The sequence below is a fragment of the Candidatus Thiodiazotropha sp. AKAK2 genome, from assembly GCF_058244685.1.
On record NZ_JBSYOP010000021.1, the window covers coordinates 137753 to 154482 of the forward strand.

Genomic DNA, 16730 nt, shown 5'->3' on the forward strand with positions numbered 1-16730 from the left:
TATCTTGTAACCGTGTGAGTTTCCATGCTCACACGGCCAATGGTGAAAAAAATGCTTTGTCGGCTTTACAAGCCTTATTGTCCGCCACCGAATCTGTGGACATAGACAGCAAGCTTTTTAATGTCATCTTCAGACAGACGACCACCGAAAGCCGGCATAACAGCATCACGAGTCTTAGGCTCAGTTGCGTCATTCACACCATATTTGATGGTGTATTTGATGCTGTCGAGCAGGGTCTCACCTTCAGCAGGCATAAAACGATAGATGCCATCGGTCAGATTGGCTGAACCGAGTACGGCCATACCTTTACCGTCCATGCCATGACAGGCGATACAACCCTTCTGAGTGAAGTTAGGATCAGAAGTGGGGTTACCGGCCATGATGGCTTCAGACATGCTGTCGATCTCTGCATCCGAGAGGATCTTGCCGTGGGCGGCCATGATGCCCTTACGACCCATGGTGACAGTCTGCGAAATGTTGTCGACACTACCACCGTAGAGCCAATCGTCGTCAGCCAGTACCGGATAGCCGGGGCCACCCTGACCACCGCCGCCATGACAGGCCGCACAGTTGTCACCAAACAGTACCTTCGCAGAAGCGATGGTGTATTGAGTCAGAGCAGGTGTGGCCAGGATCTCTTTGGCTGACATACCCTTGATCTGGGTTTCGAACTCGGCACGTACCGCTTCAACCTCGTCCACACCCTTTTTGTACTCATCCATCTGACTCCAACCCATGATGCCTTGTGTAGGTTCCTGACCTACAGGCCACATGGGATAGAGAACGCCATAGGCAATCCACCAGATTACCGAGGCCCAGAAGGCGATCATCCACCACCGTGGAGGAGGGTTACTCAGCTCCCGGATGTTATCGTCCCAAATATGTCCGGTGTTGTTTTCACCCGGAAAAGGATTATTTTCCGCCATTTTTATCTCCGCTATCATTTGCATCATCGTCCATCGGGATAAAGCGATTCTTTTCAAGCTTATCCTTGTTCTTTGGACGTAGCGCGTAGAAATATACGCCTATCATCAGGAAGAAGGTGACCACCGTCATGATCATGCCGATCCAATCGTTGGTGGTCATCGCCTCCCAATTAGTAGAAAAGTACTCTTTCATTACTGACGATAGACTTTGTTTTCGTCCAAAGTAGCCATGGTGCCCAGTACCTGCAGATAGGCCACCATCGCATCTTCTTCAGTCTTGCCAGCCAGTTCGCCATTGGCACTGGCAATGTCTTCATCGGTGTATGGAACACCCAGAAGACGCATGACTTCAAAACGACTTGCCATATCCTTGCCCTCGATCAGGTTGTCTTTCAACCAAGGGTAGTTAGGCATGACGGACTCTGGAACCACGGAGCGTGGCTCACGCAGATGCTTGCGATGCCAGTCGTCTGAATATTTGCCGCCGAGACGGGCAAAGTCAGGACCGGTACGCTTGGAGCCCCACTGGAAGGGATGGTCGTACATGGACTCGGAAGCCAATGAGTAGTGACCATAACGCTCTTTCTCATCACGGAAAGGACGCACCATCTGAGAATGGCAGGTGTAGCAGCCTTCTTTCAGATAGATATCACGTCCAGCCAGCTCAAGCGAAGTATACGGACGCATACCATCACCCGGCTTGTGGTCATGCAGAGTCTGACCTGGCTGACGCTGCCAGAGCAGTTCAGGCGCTGCATTGTGCTCCATGGTGTTCTTCATGGTGAAAAGCGGAACGATTTCGACCAGACCACCTACAGAGAGGGATATAGCCAGAATGATCAGGAGCAGCCAGATGTTTTTTTCCATCTTCTCCTGAAAGCTTACAGATTTATTATCATTCGCCATTTTGCGAACCCCCCTTAAGATTAAGCTGTAGCCGCAGCGGTGCGGGCTTGTTGCAGACTACCTTCGCTTGATGCTTTAGCGACAGTCATAAGGACGTTGATCAGCATCATTACAGCGCCAAGCAGGAAGATCGCACCACCGATCGCGCGCATGGCGTAGTAGGGATGCATTGCTTCAACGGATTCCGCAAAGGTGTAAGCCAGAGTGCCGTACTCATCATAAGCACGCCACATCAGGCCCTGCATGATACCGGAGACCCACATCGCAACGACGTAGATAACCGCACCGATGGTTGCTGTCCAGAAGTGAGCATTGATCAGCTTGGTTGACCACATTTCGGTGTGGAAGGTACGCACCATCAGGTGGTAGATCGCACCGATGGCAACCATGGCTACCCAACCCAGAGCACCGGAGTGTACGTGACCTACGGTCCAGTCGGTGTAGTGAGAGAGGGCGTTAACGGTCTTCAGCGACATGACCGGACCTTCAAAGGTGGACATGGCATAAAAGGCCAGAGACATGATCATGAAACGCAGGACGTAGTCGGTGCGCAGTTTGTCCCAGGCACCGGACAGGGTCATCATACCGTTTACAGCACCACCCCATGAAGGAATGATCATTGCCAGAGAGACTGCGGCACCAAGAGAGCCGGTCCAGTCAGGCAGTGCAGTGTACTGCAGATGGTGAGCACCCAGCCATACATAACCGAACATCAGCGCCCAGAAGTGGATGACTGACAGACGATAGGAGTAGACAGGACGACCGGCCTGCTTGGGTACGAAGTAGTACATGATACCGAGGAAGCCAGCAGTCAGGTAGAAACCTACTGCGTTATGTCCCCACCACCACTGGACCATCGCATCCTGAACACCGGAGAAGACAGAGTAGGATCTGAACAGATCAACCGGGATCGCCAGGCTGTTGACCACATGCAGGTAGGTAATCATCACCATCATACCCAGGAAGAACCAATTGGATACATAGATGTGGGATGACTTTCTGGTTGCCAGCGTCATGATGAAGTTGAATGAATAGGCCAACCAGACGACCGCGATCGCCAGATCAATCGGCCACTCCAGCTCTGCATACTCTTTACCAGAGGTAAGGCCAAGAGGCAGGGTAACAACGGCGGATACGATGATCAGGTTCCAACCGATGAAAACAAACCAGGCCAGCTTGTCACTCCAGAGCCTAACGCCACAAGTTCGCTGGACACTGTAATATGATGTCGCCATCAACGCACAGCCACCAAACGCAAAGATAACAGCGTTGGTATGGAGCGGACGAAGCCGTCCAAATGTAATGTATGGTGAATCAAAATTCAGAACCGGCCAGGCTAGCTCGGCGGCGATATACACACCTACTAATGCGCCTACTACTAAGTAGACGACGGCCATGACGGTAAACCAGCGTACAACATCGAAGTTGTATTTTTGCTCGGCTGCGGCGTCCATGTACCCCCCTCTTAAAACAAATAATTGAACAAAACTTTAAAGATTTTTTGTCGAGATCTTCTCAACAGATACAACTGTGTCAAATGACACAATTGCAGCGTGACATATATCACTCTTTATTGGATCAGATGTCAATACGAATTAGCCTATAACCCATCAAAGGGAATATAGCGTAACTTATTGATTTAACTGTTAAATATCTGCAATACTGATTAATTGACTCAGATCAAAGAAATCATAAATAAACAAAATTCTGCTATTACAAGACGAACTCTTTAAAACTGCTACTGACAAACCTGTTTGAAAAACTTTTGCCTGCGGATGGAAAAAGATTAAAAACAAAAAATTGATTGAGAATCACTCTCACTAAAAAACGATGTTTTGAAATTTCTGAAAGATCGATCTGAAAGCCACTTATCCAATAATCGATACTAATCCCCTCATAAGTTTATCAATAGGGCGAGCTACGCATGATGAAGTGAAATCGAGGGACGAGAAGAGAAGTTTGGCAAGTCCAAATGAACCATGGGTAACGCAGAGAGGTGTGATTCAGAAGTACTCGTACCGGTTGACGTAACAGAGGGGGGCGTGATCGGTTTTATGTTAAAAGTCCCTAGGCCAAAGTGACTTTTTGCAGGCCTTCTGGATTGACGACTTTCAAAATATGTTTACTGATTCCGATCAATCCGTAATTTTGAAATCTGGTAAGGGTTCGGCTCACCGTCTCGCGCGCCAAGCCAAGGTAGCTGGCAATATCACTCCTGGACATGCTGAGATCAAGTTGGTACTGAGACAACCCACGCATTCCGCATCGGGTTGATAGGTTCAGAATGAAGGCGGCCAATCGCTGCTCTGCGTTCTGCTGTATCAAGGCGCTGGTCACCAGATGGTTGATGCTGACCTCCTGGCCGAGTGTGCAGATCAGAGCTCCCTGCAACCTCTCATTTCCGCGGCCGGATTGAGGCATCTGATCCAGATCCATTCTGCAAATAGAGCTCTCCTCCAGCGCTCTGACCGTGAAGGAGTAGACCTTGTTCGCGATCCCTTCTGCACCAATCAGATCACCCGGCAGGTAGAATCCCACCACCCGCTCTTTGCCGGACAAATCAAGACTGATCGCTTTGAATGATCCGGATTTGACCGCGAACAGAGCGGAAAAAGGCTGTTTTGCGGAAAACAATAATTCACCACGCTGCATCGGCTGGCGGCGCATCAATACCACCTTTGAGTCGGCCAGCTCGCATGCTCCGTAATCTACCACCTGACAGAGCGGATCCAATCCGCAATCGCAGCAGGCCACCTCCTGCCGGGACGGATCATTAACCTCTGCTTGTTGGCAACAGGTATGCATCTGAGCCCACTCTATTTAAAGATCGATTCCACTGAGAACCCATCTCGCTCGAGTATATCCCTCAGTCGACGTAACGCATCCATCTGTATCTGTCTCACCCGCTCCCTCGTCACCCCCAGCTCATTCGCGACCTGTTCCAAGGTGGAGTTCTCATAGCCATGTAGACCAAAACGTCGCTCTACCACTTCTCTCTGTTTGTCGTTCAATTTGCTCAACCAACGATCCAGATTGGCATTCAGACCGTCATTCTGAATATCCACCGTCGGATCCTGGTTCTTTTCATCCGCAATGGTATCCAACAGTGGCTTGTCAGCATCCTTGCCAAAAGGTGTATCCACCGAGGTGACACGCTCATTCAGACCGAGCATGCGCTTGACTTCGTCAATCGGGCGATCGAGCAGATCGGCAATCTCTTCGGAACTGGGTTCATGGTCCAGGGTTTGAGCAAGCTTACGGGCCGCCCTGAGATAGACATTGATCTCCTTCACCACATGAATCGGTAAACGGATCGTCCTGGTCTGATTCATGATGGCCCGTTCGATGGTCTGCCGAATCCACCAGGTCGCATAGGTTGAAAAGCGGAACCCACGTTCAGGATCGAATTTCTCCACCGCCCTGATCAGACCGAGATTACCCTCTTCGATCAAATCGAGCAGTGCCAGCCCCCGATTCATATAGCGCCTGGCGATTTTGACCACCAGACGTAAGTTACTCTCAATCATCCGCTGCCTGGCCGACTGGTCTCCTTTCTGAGCCAACCTGGCAAAATGAACCTCTTCCTCTGCTGTCAGCAGTTTGGAGATACCAATCTCATTGAGATAGAGCCGGGTTGCATCCATTTGCGCATCCCCAGCCTCAGCCGCCTTGGGTTTCAGGGCTTCTGTGACTTCGGGTTTTTCCTGTACCGTTTCACTCTCCGCCTGATTTTCGTTCAGACTCAGATCCTGATCTTCCAGATCTTCGAGAACGGCATCGCTATCTGCCTCTGCCGATTCATCAGGATTGTTACTCATCACTCATCTCCATTGGTCGAACCATGCCTAGGCGTTATCGATCTGTCATCTCACTCCCAAATCCGAACGCTAAAGCCAGTCCAGCTATCGTAATTATCTATTTTCTTGGTAACAGCGGCAGGGGATTAATCGGCTTCCCCTGTTTTCTGATCTCAAAATGCAGTACCGGTTGACCACCGCTGTGTGGCGAACCCATGTGCGCCACTATATCGCCTTTGGCGAGATTATCACCCTCTTTTACCAGCAGTTTTCGATTGTATCCATAGGCACTCAGGTAATTCTTGTCATGCTTGATGATGACCAGATTGCCATAACCGACCAATCCACCGCCGGCGTAGACCACGCGACCAGCCTCAGCGGCCTTGATTGGCTGGCCGATCTGTCCACCGATCCGCACACCTTTGCGATTCTGATCAGAGGATGAAAAAGTCTGCACCACTCTTCCTTTGGTCGGCCAACGCCAGGCTAACTTAACGCGCTTTTGCTGATTTGTGGCAACACGCTTTTTTACCGCTGCAGATTTAACCGTTGTCGGATTAGGCGGTGGTTTAGCGACAGGCCTGACAACGGGTGTTGTGGGTTGAGCCTTTGTTACTACCTTTTTCACGGGTGTGTTAACAGTGGGTTGCCTGTGCCTGGTTTTCCGTACTTCCGGCGGTTTCAGGCGCAGCCGCTGCCCCGGGTAGATTGAATACCTGGGGGCCTTGATGCCATTCCAGGCTGCCAGAAGTTCATGTTCCAGATAGTGTCGCCAGGCAATCGAGTAGAGCGTATCCCCAGGTTGCACAAGATAGTATGTCCTGGAGGATTTATACCTGTGTGCAGAGGGGCTGACCGGCTTATTGGTCGCAGCGGTGGTTACCCCCTGTTGGGAAGGGCTGACTGGACGGTTGTAAACCGGCGCACTGCCTTTGGTGGAACAGGCACTGATACCGATCAGCAGACAGAACATCATCACGGGGAGCGATAGGGATAGGCCAGTCAGGCTGCCGTGCTCTCTCATAGGCAACCCAGGGACCGATTTGCTCTGCTCACACTCAGCACCCCTCTGTTATTTCAGAAATATGAACAACAATACAAATGCTACCACCATGATCCACCCCAACCGGTCCACATAGCGATGCAATGCCCTTTCCATACGGGCCCCACCCCAAGCCATCAATGCAGCCACCAGGAAAAACCTGGCTCCACGACCGATCAGCGAAGCGACAACAAAAGGGACGAAGGACATCGCCACAACACCCGCTGTGATGGTAAAAATCTTATAGGGAATCGGCGAAAATCCCGCTAAAAAAACCGCCCAGAATCCCCAGCGGCTAAACCAATCCTTAGCGGCGAGATAACCCTCCCAATAGCCCCAGTCCCTGAGAAGCGGTTCGATCAGATCGAAGGCAAACAGACCGATAAAATAACCTAAAATGCCCCCGACGACTGAGGCCACGGTGGTCAAACCGGCATAAAACCAGGCCCTCGAAGGTTCCGCCATACTCATCGGCGCCAGCATCACATCGGGAGGAATCGGAAAAAAAGAGGATTCAGCAAAACTCAGTCCGGCGAGATAGCGAGGCGCATGGGGGTGTCTGGACAATTTCATCGTACGGGCATACAAGGATGAAAAGAGTCTCACTAAATCATCCCTCCGACTAAGGGTACGAAATTCGCAGACTCCAAGGTCTGCTGTTGAAAACCATCTTCGGTCCGGGTAATACGTAACATCACTTGTCCCTGATTACTCTTTACCGGCAGAATCAAACATCCACCCACAGCCAATTGTTGCAGCAGGCTTTGAGGCAGAGCCTCCGCTGCAGCCGTAACGAGTATGCCATCATAGGGAGCATACTCGGGAAGCCCAACGCCACCATCACTATGCTTGAGACGGATATTGCGCAGTCCAAGTTCCCGAAATCTTGCCCGCGCCTGATCGAGCAGTGCTGAGATTCGTTCAACACTGTGAACCCGTCGCACCAGCTGGGCGAGAATGGCACACTGATAGCCTGATCCGGTACCGATTTCCAACACGCTCTCCGGCCTACCGCCTTCCAGCAGCGCCTCGGTCATCCGCGCCACCGTATAGGGTTGTGAAATGGTCTGGCCATGGCCGATTGGCAGTGCCGTCTCCTCATAGGCACGGCTGGCCAGCGCCTCATCGACAAAAATATGGCGTGGCGTATTGCGTAACGCCTCCAATACCGCCAGATTGCGGATTCCCTTACTGCGTAGACGCTCTACCAGCCTTTCCCGGGTTCGCCGGGAGGTCATGCCGATACCTTGATGATCGCCACCGATAATCATTGTTTCAGCCACTCATCAAGGATCGGTAGCGCACTGTGGCGGGTCAGATCCACATGCAAGGGTGTCACCGAGACATATCCCTGCCTGACGGCATGAAAATCCGTGCCGGGTCCCGCATCCTGCTCAGCCCCGGCTGGGCCTACCCAATAGATGGTTTTGCCCCTTGGATCATGGCTTTTGACTACCGGCTCCGCTTTATGCCGATGCCCGAGTCGGGTGGAGACGATACCCTGCAGCTCCGAATAGGGAATATCCGGCACATTCACATTCAGAATGACACTCTCACTCAGCGGCGCTTCGACCAATCTTCGGACCAGAATCTCAGCAACCTGAGCACCCGTCTCGAAATGTTGAGGATTATGGGAGTTCATGGAGATGGCGACCGCAGGCAGACCAAGAAAGCGGCCCTCGGTAGCCGCAGCAACCGTACCCGAGTAGAGCACGTCATCCCCCATATTCGGCCCGGCATTGATACCGGAAACCACCAGGTCCGGCTCCTGCTCGAGTAATCCGGTGATCGCCAGATGGACACAATCCGTCGGTGTGCCATCCACCCGAATGAAGCCATTCTCCATGGTCCGGGCGCGCAACGGATTGACCAGAGTCAGGGAGTTACTGGCGCCACTGCGGTCCTGGTCAGGGGCCACAACCACAATCTTGCCGACTTCAGACAGCTGCTCGGCCAGCATCATCAGCCCAGTGGCCTGATAGCCGTCATCATTACTCAGAAGGATGTTCATAGGGGGCACAATATACTGTAAATAGTGATCAGTCTCACCCTCCAAATCCCCAGCGGGTGAAGCGCGGGATCGAGATTCTTCTCAACCGCTCACGGGGCCTGTTAACATTAAATAACGAGACACAGAACCCTCAGCCTGAAGATGAGCAAAAAGCGAGACAAATCCGATGACGAAGCACTCTTCCACGAGCAACTCGGGGATGCTGTGCCACTCAATGAGTCACGAGCGGAGCCCTATCGCCGCCGTCTGACTCCCAGACCACTGAATCTACCGATTGGGGATGAGGAGGAGTCCTCACAAGACCACTATTCGGATCACGAGATCGAAACCGGTGAGGTACTCTATTTTGCCAGACCCGGCGTTCAAAACCGCCTGATGCACGACCTGCAGCGGGGATATCTGGAGATTGGCGGTGAACTGGACCTGCATGGCTTGACGGTTCGTTATGCCAGGGCTGATCTGGATGGTTTTCTAAAACAGTGTCAGGAGCGACGGATTCGTTGTGTCCGGATCATACACGGCAAGGGTTATGGCTCGGAAGGCAGGCAGGCAGGCAGCCCATTCTCAAGCATAAACTCAACATCTGGCTGCGCCAAAGAGACGATGTCCTGGCCTTCACTTCGGCACCCCGTCGGGATGGCGGAACGGGTGCAGCCTATGTTTTACTGCGTAATCCGGATAAGAGCAGCCGCCGGTAGCCGCTCAAAAGCAGGCAGATAAGGCGTTTTGAGTGTATATGCTCAACAGGCATTGAAATTCAGCTTAATCCGAGTAAAATACTGGGTTATTACAAAGCAGTACAAGTAACATTACGATCCGATGACGCCTCCCCTCAGACCCGCAACTTGACTGCCGACTCCGGTAAACACCGGACCGATAGAGATCAATAGGAGAATTTGAACTTGGCAATCAGAATCAAGAGTCAATGGCACGATGAGGATGCCGCACGTTCTGCTGATGAGATTGGTGGCGCCATCGCATTTATTGCCTGGCGTATTGCACTGGATAAGGCGATCACCCTGCATGGAGAGAACTTTGTTTATCACAATGATGAACAGCGCCTGGCGGTGATTGCCGAGTATCTGATCTACGAGGTACAGATCGCTGACCGCCTGATCCACCAGATGGGAGACGATGAAAACCGGGTCGCGACCATTACAGCCCTGGTGATGAAGCTGGCCGACCACTATCGGGACAACGCGAACGAGATAATCGGTTCCGGTGACCATGCCAACCATCTGATCGCCCTCTACAATGAGCGATCTGCCGAGTATGCCGAGTTCAACTTCAGCGATCAGGGACCCAGCTACCCTTTCCTGCGCCATCTGGGTTTTGAGATACAACAGGTAATGGCGGGCGATGAACACGATAACCGCTGGGTGATCGATCAGGTCATGGATGTGGATGGGCCGGAGGTCTATAAACAGCTCTCCCGTGCGATCAGAAACCTCTTCGATTAGGAAGTACCTATGCGTCCCATCCAGCTACTCACCATACTTGAGCAAGAGTTCATCAGTACCCGTGCCGGTCACCACACCCCGGTGATGCTCTGGGGTCCACCCGGCGTGGGTAAATCGGACATGGTTCGGGAGGTCGCGCAGCAGCATCAGGCCCCGGTGATCGACATCCGACTCTCCCAGATGGAGCCCAGTGATCTGCGCGGAATACCCTTCCGCTCCAACGGCAGCGTCGATTGGGCGATTCCCTCTCTTTTGCCCGATGAGCAGCGCCATGGCAGCCAAGGCATCCTGTTTCTCGATGAGATCACTTCCGCCCCACCCACGGTTTCAGCCGCAGCCTACCAGCTGATACTGGATCGGCGTCTGGGCGAATATCAGGTACCTGAAGGCTGGGCCATCTTTGCCGCAGGCAACCGTCAGGGTGACCGGGGGGTTACCTACAGCATGCCGGCACCTCTGGCCAACCGCTTCTCCCATTTTGAGGTAGAGACCAATCTGGATGACTGGGTCGCCTGGGCCTACCGTAATCAAATCGATGAACGGATCATCGCCTTTCTGCGTTTCCGTCCTGAACTGCTGTTTGATTTTGATCCGGCGCATAACCCGGTGGCCTTCCCCTCGCCTCGCTCCTGGGAGTTTGCCCATCGGGCGCTGCAGAAATTCTTCGACCACCCTCAGCTGCTTCAAGGTGCCCTGCAAGCCTGTGTTGGACCGGCCGCCGGGGTGGAGCTACATGCCTTCGTCAGCAGCCTGGACAAGATGCCCGATCTGGATGCGATATTACGCGGTGAAGAGGTCTCGATGCCAAATGAGATCGATCTGCAGTATGCGGTTGCCTCCGCGCTGGTGGGGCGTGCAATCCGGGCGAATGAGTCGGGTGACGGAGTTGAGGTGCATGGGCGCATACTCGAATATGCCGGCCGCTTCCCACAACGGGAGATGGGCGTGATGCTGGTTTCCGACATGCACCGGGCGATCGGTGAAACCCTGTTCAGCGTTCCACAGTTCAATGATTGGGCGCAGGCGGTATCCGACGTGATGCTGTATGAGTGAGAAACCCGCTGCGACCGGGCCTGTTAACCAGGAGTACTGATGGATCAAGATGAGATCGAGACCAAACTGGCCGCCGCACGAACCAAGCTGATTCTTGATAAGCCCTTCCTCGGCGCACTGGTGATGCGGCTTCCCATGCAGGAAGCCAATCCAGACTGGTGTCCGACCACAGCCACTGACGCCAAATCCTTCTATTACAACCCCACATACATCGATCAGCTCACCCTCGATGAAACCCAGTTCATGCTGGCCCATGAGGCCCTGCACTGCGCCCTCTCCCATTTCGCCCGACGACAGCATCGAACCAAGCTGCATTGGGATATGGCCTGTGACTATGCGATCAATCCCCTGCTCACCGAAGATGGGCTGAAGCCACCACCGGGATCATTGATGCTACCCCAATTCAGCGGCATGACTGCTGAAGAGATCTACCCCTGTCTGGATGAGAATAACGACGACCAACCGTTGGACAATCATGTCTATGACCAGGACAACACCAAGAGCTCCGGCAGCGGTAAGTCGGAAAAGGATATCGCCAACAGCCAGCAGCAGAAGAATAGCGAGCAAGAGGGTGATGAGCCTGACAATCCCCAGAGCGGTTCAGGCAACGCTGCCTCACAACCACCTCCCCTGTCTCCGGATGAGGCTGAGACCCTGAATATCCAGTGGCAGCAACGAATGGCCGGGGCAGCCCAACAGGCGATGCAGGCGGGCAAACTGGATGGTGCAATCGCCCGAATGGTCGACCATCTGCTGCAACCCCAGCTTCCCTGGCGACTACTGTTGGCGAGGTATATGACCGCTCTGGCAAGGGATGACTTCAGTTATCAAAGACCCTCACGTAGAGAGGGAGAATTCATACTACCGAGTCTGCGCAGCAATCAGTTGGAACTGGTGGTCGCCCTGGATACAAGCGGCTCGATACAGGATGAGGAGATGGGGGAGTTTCTGGCCGAGGTCAATGCACTCAAAGGCCAGATGCGGGCCCGAGTCACCCTGCTCGCCTGTGATTCGGTCATTGCCGAAGAGGCTCCCTGGATCTACGAGTCCTGGGAGGAATTCGACCTGCCTGAAAAAATCACCGGGGGTGGTGGCACCAGTTTCAAACCAGTTTTCGAGTGGATCGCGGAGCAGGACTTGAGCCCGGATCTGGTGGTCTATTTTACCGATGCGGAGGGGGCTTTCCCCCCCCATGCACCCTACTACCCAGTCATCTGGCTGGTCAAAGGCAAGCAGAAGACCCCCTGGGGTCAACGCATCCAACTCAACTGATGTCTGCAGAAAAGTGTCGTGCAGCGAACCCGGGGCAATCTCGGTATTTGATTACAGTGCTTTCTTCAGTGTGAAGGCGCCACGTAGATCACCAGGCTTATAACCACGCGCCTCATCAGCGGGATAGAGCTCATTGAGTTTTGCACTGACCGGCTCGGCAAGTTCAGCACCATGACACTTGGTGCAGACTTCAGCGGTCGGAATGGCCTTCATCATACGGAATACTTTACGGCCGTTTTCTTCAACCACTTCCGCCTTGATCATCTTCATGGGATCTTCACCGTCGATCTTACGGCTTTCAAACTCGTTCAGTACGGCGGTTTCCCAGGCATCGGCACGATTTTCAGGATTCCGCACCTTAAGACTGGTCCGACCCACACTCCAACCACTCATCTGAGAATGGGCTTCAGTGAGACTGGGGGCAACGGTATTACAGGTTGAAATGGTTGATACCGGACCATTCTCTTTCATACCCTTTTGCAGTTCACCTTTCAGGTCACCGAAATAGGCTTTGATCACCCCTTTACCCTCTTTGATATTGGCCTGCATGGCCTGATCTGCCTGAACGCCTCCACTCAGGCAAATGGATGCAAGAAATAAAACTACGCTCTTCTTCATCATGGAACTCCGTTAATTGAAAGCCAATGTAAACCGGTCAGGATCAAGATCCACACGATTCACGGCCGGCCGGTTGGTCGTGGGGCGCTAGATTAAAGCAATTATTTGAAAAGACAACCTCTTCATTCTTAAAGATTTATTGAGTGTTAGGTAAAACCGAACAATCACCCGTAAAGCACCAAAAGAGACCAATAACTCAATCCACCCATAACGTATTAACCAGAAGCCTTAATAGGTTGGATTCAACCGTCCAGCAATCCATGGCCGACTATCACCAGTACAGATATGGCGCTAAGATGGCATCGACTAATTAACCCTTTACAATGGGCGTGCCCCAATCAGGGGCACTCCCCATATGCGTTCTGATTGAGGAACTATTCTGCATTCACAGGTATCAGTTATTGGCATGGCAAGAACACCACTGAAACTCCGAATCACGCTCCTCCTGCTGGCATTGATACTTCCCACAGCCAGTGCTGACACAGAAGAAGAGAGCATCAAACTACCTGAACTGGGTTCCCCATCAGACCAATACCTGACACCCGCGGATGAGATCAGGCTTGGCCGTGAATTCATGCAGAGCGTCAGAAAAACAAGCCCGGTAATGGATGATCCACTGATTGCGGAATACATTCAAAACCTGGGTGAGAAACTGCTCAAGCAGAGTGAAGCCATCGGTCAGGAATTTAACTTTTTTGTCATCGAGCTCCCTGAAGTCAATGCTTTTGCCGGTCCCGGCGGTCATATCGGTATCTACAGTGGACTGATTCTCGCCACCCAGAGCGAGAGTGAGCTGGCCTCGGTGATCGCTCACGAAATCGCTCATGTCACTCAAAAGCATCTGTTGCGGGCCTTTGATGCGGCAAATCAGATGAGTGGAAAGACAGCCGCTCTGCTACTCGCCTCCATCCTGGTCGGCGCCGCCACGTCACCGGATGCCGGGATTGCTCTGGCCACCGGGGTTCAGGCCAGTGCCGTACAGGAGCAGATCAACTTCACCCGAAGCAATGAAGAAGAGGCTGATACGGTGGGTATCAAGATACTGGCCAAATCCAACTTCGATCCCCGCGCCATGCCGGTATTTTTCGAGCGACTGACCCATGCCAGCCGCCTTTATGATTCGGGGATCCCGGAGATTCTACGCACGCACCCGGTTACCACCAATCGCATTGCTGACGCCCTCGGAAGAGCGGAGACCTACCCCTATAAACAGTACCCCGGGGATTTGAGCTACTTTCTCACCCGTGAAACACTTCGAGTCAGGTCCTTCAAGGATCCTAAAGCCGCAGTGAAGCATTTTGCGACCGGACTTGAGGAAGGTCGCCATCTGAACAAGGAGGCGCATCAGTACGGCTACGCATTGGCGCTGAAGGCCGACCATCAGTATGAGAAAGCGGAAGAGGCGATTGATAAACTGCTAAAAAACGCACCGCAGCAGCCGCAGTATGTGTTGCTGTCTGCTGACATCGCCAAGCAACAGGATGAAGCGGAAAAAGCGCTGAAAACACTTGAGACCTACTATCAACTGATGCCTGAAAGCTATCCGATCTCAATCGCATACATTGAGGATCTGACGGATAGCAAGCGCCTTGCAGAGGCCAAATCGGTGGCCCAGCAGACCCTAACGCTCCACGACAGGGATCCGAGACTCTATCGCTTACTCAGCAAGATTGAGCAAAAGGCCGGCCGGAAAGCTGAATCCCACCGCATGCTGGCTGAGTCCTATGTGGCCAGAGGAGAGTTTCACCCGGCCATCCGCCAACTGGAGATTGCGTTGAAAGAGGCGGAACAGACCGATTTCTATCAGACTTCCAGGATCGAATCCCGGTTGCAAAAACTTCGCGATCTGGTCAAAAAAGAGCAGTAAGCCGACCTGGGCCTGATAACACGATTCCAAACCACCCGTGCTGTGGCGCATCGATCGGAATTTCTCCAATTCCAAGCCGGATCCGGCCAGGGCCTGTTAACACGAATCCAATAGGCCCTAAAAGCCGTAGCGGCCTGCCGCTGCCTCAATTCATCGCCTGAACAGGCCGGATTCAGCCGTCAAACCAGGCTTTTGACAATCTTCAGACCAAATCGGCCGGGTTTCAGCCGTCAGCCATGCCATACCCCGCAAAACCCGCGGTTGGGATAGCATATAACTCTAATTCAGGAAAACCCCTATCCGAAGCGGAACAAACCCAAGCCTTTCATAAGGGTGCCATGCTGCTAACATCACAAAGCACTAATATTTCAAAATTTTTTGCTTGATATCGCTCTCTGATTCGGTATTCTTACGATCTACCTGTAAAGGTAATGTTTGCCGGCAAACCCGTTTAAATAAAAAGAAGCCGGTAACAACGCATCCTCAATAACGAAATAAACACTGGAGGACATGGTGCACAGCTGTCGCAACTTTTTACTGTAAAAGTTGTTCTAAGCCACTGACAAACATGAGTGACCGCGAGTGATCCCAATACCGAACCAGTATCAGAGGGTGATCCAGTTGATTGTTTATAGCGGGAACAACATGTCTTGCAAGGCAAAATAATTCAATACGACAGCTTTATTGATGCCAATGACCCGGCAAATGTGATTGCAACGGTACAGGGGTAAATCCCGACCAAAATTGGTCACAAAGAACTGGGCAATGAAATTGACCAACCCATTCAGTTTCATAAAACAAACGTTAATCACTAACCTTTCTCAGTCTGGAGAGAATGAATGAGCAATGAAATGAAACGCAGGATCTTCCTAAAAAGATCACTCGCAGCTGGCTCGGTAGGTGTCGCTGCTGCTACCGGACTTTTGGCTCCTCAGCAGGTTCTGGCTGCCTGGAACAAGGCCGCCTTCGAATCCAAGGAGCTCTCTGGCGCACTGGACGCACTGCTTGGCAGTTCTGACGTGTCAGAATCTGCAGACATTAAAGTCAAAGCACCGGATATCGCAGAAAATGGTGCCGTAGTACCAATCACAGTTGATGCCAGCATTGATGGCGTCGAATCCATCGCAATCATTGCTTCCAATAACCCAGTGCCTCTGGTTGCCAATTTTGTCATGGGACCAGGCGCAACCGGTTTTGTCTCTACCCGTATCAAAATGGGTAAAACTGGCGATGTCGTTGGTGTTGTCAAAGCGGGCGGCAAGCTCTACAGCGCCAAGAAAGAAGTCAAAGTCACCATTGGTGGTTGCGGCGGCTGATCGCAGCCGATTCCGACAAGCACATAACGAATACGAGGTATAGAGCATGGCTAAATCGATCAAGATCCGCGCCAAAGAGAAAGGTGGCGTAACCACTGTTAAGGCCCTGATGACCCATCCAATGGAGACAGGTGGCCGTAAAGACAAAAAGACCGGTAAAACCATTCCGGCTCACTTCATCCAGGAAGTGGTTTGCAAGCACAAAGGCAATACTGTGATGATGGCTGAATGGAGTGGCGGTGTTTCCAAGAACCCCTACATCTCCTTCAAGTTCTCCGGTGCGGCCAAAGGCGATGACATTGAACTCGGCTGGACCGACAACACCGGTAAGAGCGACAGCATGACCAGCAAGATCAAATAACGATCAGCTGCAGCAACTGCTGTTCATATCGAATCGTTACGATTCGATAAAAATAAAAAGGGCGCGTAATGCGCCCTTTTTATTCGCAGGTTTGCCAACCA

Annotated in this window: 18 protein-coding genes; 7 read left to right on the forward strand and 11 right to left on the reverse strand. The window is 52.3% G+C overall.

Annotated elements, in window-relative coordinates; all coding sequences use genetic code 11:
• Positions 1-74 precede the first annotated feature (74 nt).
• The 10 genes from ccoP to surE all read right to left on the reverse strand — a co-directional run bounded on the left by ccoP (position 75) and on the right by surE (position 8682).
• A complete protein-coding gene (gene ccoP, locus AC4IE8_RS08380; RefSeq protein ID WP_490790799.1) occupies positions 75-926 on the reverse strand; it encodes a cytochrome-c oxidase, cbb3-type subunit III in 852 nt (283 codons plus the stop codon).
• Positions 913-1086 (reverse strand): cbb3-type cytochrome c oxidase subunit 3, encoded by a 174-nt coding sequence (locus tag AC4IE8_RS08385; RefSeq protein WP_068988625.1) that lies wholly within the window; start codon positions 1084-1086, stop codon positions 913-915. Before AC4IE8_RS08385 ends, ccoP begins: the two co-directional genes overlap by 14 nt.
• 32 nt (positions 1087-1118) lie before the next feature.
• A complete protein-coding gene (gene ccoO, locus AC4IE8_RS08390) occupies positions 1119-1832 on the reverse strand; it encodes a cytochrome-c oxidase, cbb3-type subunit II (RefSeq protein ID WP_068988129.1) in 714 nt (237 codons plus the stop codon).
• 20 nt (positions 1833-1852) lie between these two features.
• Positions 1853-3286, reverse strand: coding sequence for a cytochrome-c oxidase, cbb3-type subunit I (ccoN, locus tag AC4IE8_RS08395; protein ID WP_068988128.1), 1434 nt, complete (start codon positions 3284-3286; stop codon positions 1853-1855).
• A gap of 613 nt (positions 3287-3899) precedes the next feature.
• Positions 3900-4637: a helix-turn-helix domain-containing protein gene (locus AC4IE8_RS08400; RefSeq protein ID WP_068988127.1), complete on the reverse strand. Its 738-nt coding sequence runs from the start codon at positions 4635-4637 to the stop codon at positions 3900-3902.
• An 11-nt stretch (positions 4638-4648) separates the two neighbouring features.
• Positions 4649-5650, reverse strand: coding sequence for an RNA polymerase sigma factor RpoS (gene rpoS, locus AC4IE8_RS08405; RefSeq protein ID WP_068988126.1), 1002 nt, complete (start codon positions 5648-5650; stop codon positions 4649-4651).
• 97 nt (positions 5651-5747) lie between these two features.
• Positions 5748-6653 (reverse strand): peptidoglycan DD-metalloendopeptidase family protein, encoded by a 906-nt coding sequence (locus AC4IE8_RS08410; protein WP_490790800.1) that lies wholly within the window; start codon positions 6651-6653, stop codon positions 5748-5750.
• 48 nt (positions 6654-6701) lie between these two features.
• Positions 6702-7277 carry a YqaA family protein gene (locus tag AC4IE8_RS08415; protein WP_068988125.1) on the reverse strand — a complete coding sequence of 192 codons (576 nt, stop codon included), beginning with the start codon at positions 7275-7277 and terminating at the stop codon, positions 6702-6704.
• Positions 7277-7915: a protein-L-isoaspartate(D-aspartate) O-methyltransferase gene (locus AC4IE8_RS08420; RefSeq protein ID WP_490790818.1), complete on the reverse strand. Its 639-nt coding sequence runs from the start codon at positions 7913-7915 to the stop codon at positions 7277-7279. The genes AC4IE8_RS08415 and AC4IE8_RS08420 overlap by 1 nt, the downstream gene beginning before the upstream one ends.
• Positions 7916-7938: 23 nt before the next feature.
• Positions 7939-8682 carry a 5'/3'-nucleotidase SurE gene (gene surE / locus AC4IE8_RS08425; RefSeq protein ID WP_068988123.1) on the reverse strand — a complete coding sequence of 248 codons (744 nt, stop codon included), beginning with the start codon at positions 8680-8682 and terminating at the stop codon, positions 7939-7941.
• Between the two features lie 141 nt (positions 8683-8823).
• Between surE and AC4IE8_RS08430 the strand changes: the two genes are divergently transcribed.
• The 4 genes from AC4IE8_RS08430 to AC4IE8_RS08445 all read left to right on the forward strand — a co-directional run bounded on the left by AC4IE8_RS08430 (position 8824) and on the right by AC4IE8_RS08445 (position 12467).
• Complete coding sequence (locus AC4IE8_RS08430; RefSeq protein ID WP_490790801.1) at positions 8824-9402, forward strand: Smr/MutS family protein; 579 nt, start codon at positions 8824-8826, stop codon at positions 9400-9402.
• Positions 9403-9584: 182 nt separating this feature from the next.
• Positions 9585-10142: a hypothetical protein gene (locus AC4IE8_RS08435; protein WP_068988121.1), complete on the forward strand. Its 558-nt coding sequence runs from the start codon at positions 9585-9587 to the stop codon at positions 10140-10142.
• 9 nt (positions 10143-10151) lie between these two features.
• Positions 10152-11195: an AAA family ATPase gene (locus tag AC4IE8_RS08440; RefSeq protein WP_068988120.1), complete on the forward strand. Its 1044-nt coding sequence runs from the start codon at positions 10152-10154 to the stop codon at positions 11193-11195.
• A 39-nt stretch (positions 11196-11234) separates the two neighbouring features.
• Positions 11235-12467: a vWA domain-containing protein gene (locus AC4IE8_RS08445; RefSeq protein WP_068988119.1), complete on the forward strand. Its 1233-nt coding sequence runs from the start codon at positions 11235-11237 to the stop codon at positions 12465-12467.
• A 51-nt stretch (positions 12468-12518) separates the two neighbouring features.
• Here AC4IE8_RS08445 and AC4IE8_RS08450 read toward each other — a convergent pair whose 3' ends face one another.
• On the reverse strand, positions 12519-13085 hold the full coding sequence (locus AC4IE8_RS08450; RefSeq protein WP_068988118.1) for a Tll0287-like domain-containing protein: 567 nt from the start codon (positions 13083-13085) through the stop codon (positions 12519-12521).
• 406 nt (positions 13086-13491) lie between these two features.
• On the opposite strand from AC4IE8_RS08450, the gene AC4IE8_RS08455 reads away from it, so the two are divergent.
• The 3 genes from AC4IE8_RS08455 (at position 13492) to soxZ (ending at position 16629) form a co-directional block, all read left to right on the forward strand.
• Positions 13492-14952, forward strand: a complete 1461-nt coding sequence (locus AC4IE8_RS08455) for a beta-barrel assembly-enhancing protease (RefSeq protein WP_068988117.1) — start codon at positions 13492-13494, stop codon at positions 14950-14952.
• Positions 14953-15791: 839 nt separating this feature from the next.
• A complete protein-coding gene (gene soxY / locus AC4IE8_RS08460; RefSeq protein ID WP_490790802.1) occupies positions 15792-16268 on the forward strand; it encodes a thiosulfate oxidation carrier protein SoxY in 477 nt (158 codons plus the stop codon).
• A gap of 46 nt (positions 16269-16314) precedes the next feature.
• The gene (gene soxZ / locus AC4IE8_RS08465) at positions 16315-16629 is read left to right on the forward strand and encodes a thiosulfate oxidation carrier complex protein SoxZ (protein WP_068988116.1); all 315 of its coding nucleotides are present in this window, start codon (positions 16315-16317) and stop codon (positions 16627-16629) included.
• The last annotated feature ends 101 nt before the right edge of the window (positions 16630-16730 follow it).

Excerpts from the sequence above, each read along its gene's own strand:
- ccoP (WP_490790799.1), bottom strand. The coding sequence starts at position 926 with ATGGCGGAAAATAATCCTTTTCCGGGTGAAAACAACACCGGACATATT.
- AC4IE8_RS08385 (WP_068988625.1), bottom strand. The coding sequence starts at position 1,086 with ATGACCACCAACGATTGGATCGGCATGATCATGACGGTGGTCACCTTC.
- ccoO (WP_068988129.1), bottom strand. The coding sequence starts at position 1,832 with ATGGCGAATGATAATAAATCTGTAAGCTTTCAGGAGAAGATGGAAAAA.
- ccoN (WP_068988128.1), bottom strand. The coding sequence starts at position 3,286 with ATGGACGCCGCAGCCGAGCAAAAATACAACTTCGATGTTGTACGCTGG.
- AC4IE8_RS08400 (WP_068988127.1), bottom strand. The coding sequence starts at position 4,637 with ATGCATACCTGTTGCCAACAAGCAGAGGTTAATGATCCGTCCCGGCAG.
- rpoS (WP_068988126.1), bottom strand. The coding sequence starts at position 5,650 with ATGAGTAACAATCCTGATGAATCGGCAGAGGCAGATAGCGATGCCGTT.
- AC4IE8_RS08410 (WP_490790800.1), bottom strand. The coding sequence starts at position 6,653 with ATGAGAGAGCACGGCAGCCTGACTGGCCTATCCCTATCGCTCCCCGTG.
- surE (WP_068988123.1), bottom strand. The coding sequence starts at position 8,682 with ATGAACATCCTTCTGAGTAATGATGACGGCTATCAGGCCACTGGGCTG.
- AC4IE8_RS08430 (WP_490790801.1), top strand. The coding sequence starts at position 8,824 with ATGAGCAAAAAGCGAGACAAATCCGATGACGAAGCACTCTTCCACGAG.
- AC4IE8_RS08440 (WP_068988120.1), top strand. The coding sequence starts at position 10,152 with ATGCGTCCCATCCAGCTACTCACCATACTTGAGCAAGAGTTCATCAGT.
- AC4IE8_RS08445 (WP_068988119.1), top strand. The coding sequence starts at position 11,235 with ATGGATCAAGATGAGATCGAGACCAAACTGGCCGCCGCACGAACCAAG.
- AC4IE8_RS08450 (WP_068988118.1), bottom strand. The coding sequence starts at position 13,085 with ATGAAGAAGAGCGTAGTTTTATTTCTTGCATCCATTTGCCTGAGTGGA.
- AC4IE8_RS08455 (WP_068988117.1), top strand. The coding sequence starts at position 13,492 with ATGGCAAGAACACCACTGAAACTCCGAATCACGCTCCTCCTGCTGGCA.
- soxY (WP_490790802.1), top strand. The coding sequence starts at position 15,792 with ATGAGCAATGAAATGAAACGCAGGATCTTCCTAAAAAGATCACTCGCA.
- soxZ (WP_068988116.1), top strand. The coding sequence starts at position 16,315 with ATGGCTAAATCGATCAAGATCCGCGCCAAAGAGAAAGGTGGCGTAACC.